Source organism: Streptomyces turgidiscabies Car8 (genome assembly GCF_000331005.1).
Classification (GTDB): Bacteria; Actinomycetota; Actinomycetes; order Streptomycetales; family Streptomycetaceae; genus Streptomyces; species Streptomyces turgidiscabies.
Map to the genome: position 1 here is coordinate 1 of NZ_AEJB01000360.1, position 4,662 is coordinate 4,662.

Here is a 4,662-nt window from a genome sequence, read left to right on the forward strand (position 1 = left end):
TGAGTCACGGCTCCAGCACGACCTTGCCGGTCGTGCCGCGGTTTTCGAGGGCGTGGTGGGCGGTGGCTGCTTCGGCGAGCGGGAAGCGGTGTACGGCCGGGGTGAGGCGGCCGGTGGCGGCTTCGGTGAGGGCGCGGAGTTCCAGGGTGCGGAGGGGGTTGGGGCCGCCTGTCTTCTTCAGCATCTCCGGGCCCAGGACTTGTCGGGAGACGCCCTCGACCAGGTAGGGGCCGCCGGTGTGGATGCCTTGGGCGGACCAGCCGAAGACGAGGTGTTGTCCGGTGGGGGAGAGGAGGGCTGTGGCTTCGCGGGCGATGTCGCCGCCCACGCCGTCGAAGACGACGGTGGCGGGTTGTCCGCCGAGGTATGCGCGGACCTTGTCCGGCCATGTGGGGTCGGTGTAGTCGACGGCGAGGTCGGCGCCGTTCGCCGTGACGAGGGCCGTCTTGGCCGGGCCGCCGGCGAGGCCGATCACGGTGGCGCCGGTGCGGCGGGCGTACTGGACGAGCAGTGTGCCGAGGCCGCCCGCGGCGGCCGGGACGACGGCCACGGAGTCGGGGCCGAGGTCGGTGAACTGGACTATTCCCATGGCCGTCCGTCCGGTGCCGATCATCGCGACGGCTTGGGCGAAGTCGAGGCCGGCCGGGATCTCGTGCAGGCGTTCGATGTCGGTGACGGCGAGTTCAGCGTATCCGCCGGGCAGGAAGCCGAGGTGGGCCACGACGCGTTTGCCGAGCCACAGGTGTGGGGTGCCCTCGCCCAGGGCGTCGACGGTGCCGGCCACCTCCCGGCCGGGAATGGTCGGCAGCGGGGCGGGCGCGGGCGCCGGGCCTTGGACGCCCTCGCGGAGGGCGGTGTCGAGGAGGTGTACGCCGGCTGCGGCGACGGCGATACGGACCTGGCCCGGGCCCGGTGCCGGGTCGTCTGTCTGTTCGTAGGTGAGGTTCTCGGCGGGGCCGAAGGCGTGCAGGCGGATGGCGTGCATGAGAGGTCCCCCAGGTGTGTGGCCTTGTGTGCGGCCCACTTTTCAACCTCAGGCTTGCTTGAGGTCAAGGGGGTCGAGGCGGGTTCGGCGGTTGCCCAGGGCCAGTGAGACGGCGTTCAGCGCGCTGTTGAAGGAGACCTCGGCGAGGACGCCGGGGGCCGCTACCTGGTCGCCCGCGAGATAGACGCCGTTGCCGCGTTCGATGGCGGGCCGGTCGCGCCAGCTCGTCCCGGGGAGGTCGACCGCGCCGGTACGGCCGTTGGCGGTGGCTTCGCGGCGCCAGGTGACGCGTTCGCGCCAGCCGTCGAAGGCCAGGTCGAGGAGTTCCTCGGCGCGGGCGACACCCTCGGGGCGGGAGGCGTCCGGGCCGATCGGGAACTGGCCCTGGAGGAGCTGTTCGCCGGCGGGGGCGAGGGTGCGGTCCTGTGCGGTGAAGCGTTCCAGCCAGCCGGGTGCGTCGAGGTCGGAGACGACGAAGGGGTCGCCGCGCCGGGTACGTACGGCGAGGTCGAGGAGGACCGTACGGGCGGCCGTCCAGGTGAGGGTGTCGTCGTTCAGGAGGCGCCGGGCGGCGTCGAGGGAGGTGGCGACGATGACGGGTGTGTCGGTGGGGAGCGTGTCGACGCGGGACAGGGTCTCCACCCGTACTCCCAGGTTCCAGGCGCGGGCGGCCATACGGTCGATGACGCTGGCCCAGCCGCCGCGCGGGTAGTGGGCCTCGGGCGGGAGGGCGGCGGCGCGGCGCAGCCGTTCCTGGACGAAGGCCGCGGACAGGGTGCCGGGGTCGTGGTGGAAGAGGGCGACGGCGGAGTAGTGCGCGGCGGCCCGGGCGCCCTTCTCGCCCGCCTGTTCGGTGGCCCAGGTCATGAAGTCGACGTCCACGGGCGCGTGTTGGGCGCTGCGGCGGAGCAGCTTGAGCATGGCGAGGGGTGGGGTGCGGCGGAGGGTGCCCTGGTGGCGGAAGTGGAAGCGGGCGGCTTCGAGCGGGGGCAGTGGGGCGAGTGGGCCGATGAGGTCGCGCCGGGTGAGCCAGGTCCAGTGCGGGCCGCCGCTGTAGAGGGCGTGCGGGCCCTCGTTCGTACGGTACGGCCCCTCGGCGGTGCGGCCCCGGCCGCCGAGGGTGTGGTGGGCCTCGTACACGGTGACCTTGGCGCCCGCCTCCGCGGCGGCGATGGCGGCGGTCAGACCGGCGAAGCCGCCGCCGATGACGGTGAGGTGGGTGCGGGCGGGGGTGTGGCTGCGTGTGGGTGTGCGCTTGTCGGTGCGGGCCGGGTGCATGTCTGGGGTCTCCCTGCGGTGGGCGCCTCTCTGCTTTCCGTCGGTACGACGGATCGAGGGGGTCGGAATGTGACACGGGGGTGGCCGGGGAGGGGTTTTCGCAGGTCAGGGGGATTGTCAGTGGTGGGGTGCAGGATGGGGGCATGGCGAGGCGAGTGGCGGGTGGCGCGGGGAGTCCGGGAGGTTCCGCTTCCGGGGTGAAGGAGGCTCGGCGGCCCGAGGTGCGGTTGCCGGTGCTGGAGCTGTTCGGGGGCGGTGAGCTGGAGCCGGACGGGGACTACGACGGGCTGGAGTTCCGGGAGGCCGACTTCGCCGGGCAGGACGGCGGGGGTGCCCGGTTCATGGACTGCGCGCTGACGGGGTGCGCGCTGGACGAGACCCGGCTGCACCACGCCCGGCTGCTCGACTCGGTCCTCACGGGCATACGGGGGGTCGGCACGAACCTCGCCGAGTCGACCCTGCGTGATGTGGAGCTGGTCGACGCCCGGCTGGGCGGGGTGCAGTTGCACGGGGCTGTGCTGGAGCGGGTGGTGGTCCGGGGCGGGAAGATCGACTATCTGAACCTGCGCAAGTCGAAGCTGAAGGATGTCGTCTTCGAGGGGTGCGTGCTGGTGGAGCCGGACTTCGGGGGTGCGGTGCTGGAGCGCGTGGAGTTCGTGGACTGTGCGCTGAAGGGGGCGGACTTCAGCGAGGCGCGGCTGAGGGACGTGGACTTTCGGCGGGCCGCGGAGCTGGGGTTCGCGCGGGGGGTGGACCGGCTGGCGGGGGCGGTGATCAGTCCTGTGCAGTTGCTCGATCTGGCGGGGGTGTTCGCGGCGGAGCTGGGGGTGCGGGTGGAGTAGGCGGGGGGGGCTTTCGCGCATTCCATGCCCCCCCGGCTCAGCGCACCCTCGGAAAGCGGGCCTGCAGTGTCCAGATCGCCGGGTTCTCGCCGAGGGCGTCGTGCAGGTCGATCAGGTCGGCCAGTACGTCGTGCAGGAAGTCCCGCGCCTCCTTGCGGAGTTCGGCGTGGGAGAAGGTGAGCGCGGGTTCCTCCGCCGGCATCCAGTCGGACTCGATGTCGACCCACCCGAAGCGGCGCTCGAAGAGCATGCGGTCGGTGGACTCGGTGAAGTCCAGTTCCGCGTACTGGGGGCGGGAGGCGCGTGAGCCTGCGGGGTCCTGGTCCAACTGCTCCACGATGTCGCACAGGGCCCACGCGAAGTCGAGCACCGGCACCCATCCCCAGGCTGTGGACAGTTCCCGGTCCGCCTTGGTGTCGGCGAGGTAGACGTCTCCGCAGAACAGGTCGTGCCGCAGTGCGTGGACGTCCGCGCGGCGGTAGTCGGTCTGCGGGGGGTCCGGGAACCGGTTGGAGAGGGCGTAGCCGATATCGAGCACGGGGGTGATGGTGTCACGAGGCGACTCACCCCTCACCCTCCATGCCCGGTCTCCCGTCTCCCTGCCTCCTGCCTGCCCGCCTCCCGTCCCCCGGCCTTCCGTCTTGCTCAGGAGTCCTCGGTCGGCCGGGGCCCGCCGAACCCGTGTTCCGAGAGGTCGAACCAGTTGCCCTCCGGATCCATCGCGCGGTACTCGGCGAAGGGACGGTCGGTGAAGCGCTCCGCCGGTTTGTCCGCGCCCTTCGCCACCAGCGCCGCCGAGGTGGCCGCCGTGTCGGCGATGTGGAAGCCGAAGTGGTTCATGCCGACCGGGGTGTCGCCGTCGAGCCGGTGCTTGATGAGGGCGAGGGAGAGGTAGCCGTCGGAGAGGAAGCAACTGCCGTCGGGGTCACGGTGGAACAGCTCCATGGCGAAGACGGAGCTGTAGAACTCGGCCAGCTTCTCCGTGTCCCGGGCCACGATGGCGAGGTGGCGCAGCTTGGGGCGACCGGTCTCCGGGGTCTCGGACACGACAGGGGTCTCCTCGGGGGACTTGGAGGGCTCGGCCGGGGCTGCCGCCGGGATCATGTTGTGGAAGGCGACGATCTGCCAGAGGTCCGGTCCGTCGTGTGTGCCCGTCCGTTCGACGACGGCCAGGGCGTGGGTCGAGGCCAGCGCGGTGCCGTCGGCCGCGCGGATCGTGGACTCCGCCTCGACGGTGGCGAGGCCCGGGCGCAGGTGCCGTAAGGCCGTCACCCGGGCGTCGAGCCGGGTGCCGTTGTACTGGGTGCGGAAGAGGCGGTCGTGGCCTGCCTCGATGCCCGCGCGGCCCGGCGGCTTGTCGCCGCGTACGGTCGTGAAGTCGCAGTCCGTCGCGAAGTTCGCGGCGAACAGTGTGGCGTCTCCGGCCGCCCAGCCTCGGGCCATGGTCTCCCACAGGGCGCGGATCGCGTCGTCGGCGGGGTCGTCGCCGCCGTGTGGGTGGCTGTGGCTGCTGTCGTGACCGCTGGTGTGACTGCTGTGGTGCGTCGTCATGGTGTT

The 4,662-nt window shown here is 72.0% G+C and carries 5 protein-coding genes; 1 reads left to right on the forward strand and 4 read right to left on the reverse strand.

The annotated features are described in order from the left end of the window. Positions 1-4: 4 nt before the first annotated feature. On the reverse strand, positions 5-985 hold the full coding sequence (locus STRTUCAR8_RS23990; protein ID WP_006378555.1) for a zinc-binding dehydrogenase: 981 nt from the start codon (positions 983-985) through the stop codon (positions 5-7). Between the two features lie 48 nt (positions 986-1,033). After that, positions 1,034-2,263 carry an FAD-dependent oxidoreductase gene (locus STRTUCAR8_RS23995; RefSeq protein WP_006378556.1) on the reverse strand — a complete coding sequence of 410 codons (1,230 nt, stop codon included), beginning with the start codon at positions 2,261-2,263 and terminating at the stop codon, positions 1,034-1,036. 143 nt (positions 2,264-2,406) lie between these two features. Here STRTUCAR8_RS23995 and STRTUCAR8_RS24000 point away from each other — a divergent pair, with 143 nt between their 5' ends. After that, entirely contained in the window at positions 2,407-3,105 is a 699-nt protein-coding gene (locus STRTUCAR8_RS24000; RefSeq protein ID WP_078507297.1) for a pentapeptide repeat-containing protein, read from the forward strand. A 37-nt stretch (positions 3,106-3,142) separates the two neighbouring features. Here the strand turns inward: STRTUCAR8_RS24000 and STRTUCAR8_RS24005 are convergent, their stop codons facing one another. Together STRTUCAR8_RS24005 and STRTUCAR8_RS24010 are read right to left on the reverse strand one after the other, a co-directional pair. After that, positions 3,143-3,643, reverse strand: a complete 501-nt coding sequence (locus STRTUCAR8_RS24005; protein ID WP_006378558.1) for a hypothetical protein — start codon at positions 3,641-3,643, stop codon at positions 3,143-3,145. A gap of 107 nt (positions 3,644-3,750) precedes the next feature. Next, positions 3,751-4,656 (reverse strand): SgcJ/EcaC family oxidoreductase, encoded by a 906-nt coding sequence (locus tag STRTUCAR8_RS24010; RefSeq protein WP_078507296.1) that lies wholly within the window; start codon positions 4,654-4,656, stop codon positions 3,751-3,753. Positions 4,657-4,662 lie beyond the last annotated feature (6 nt).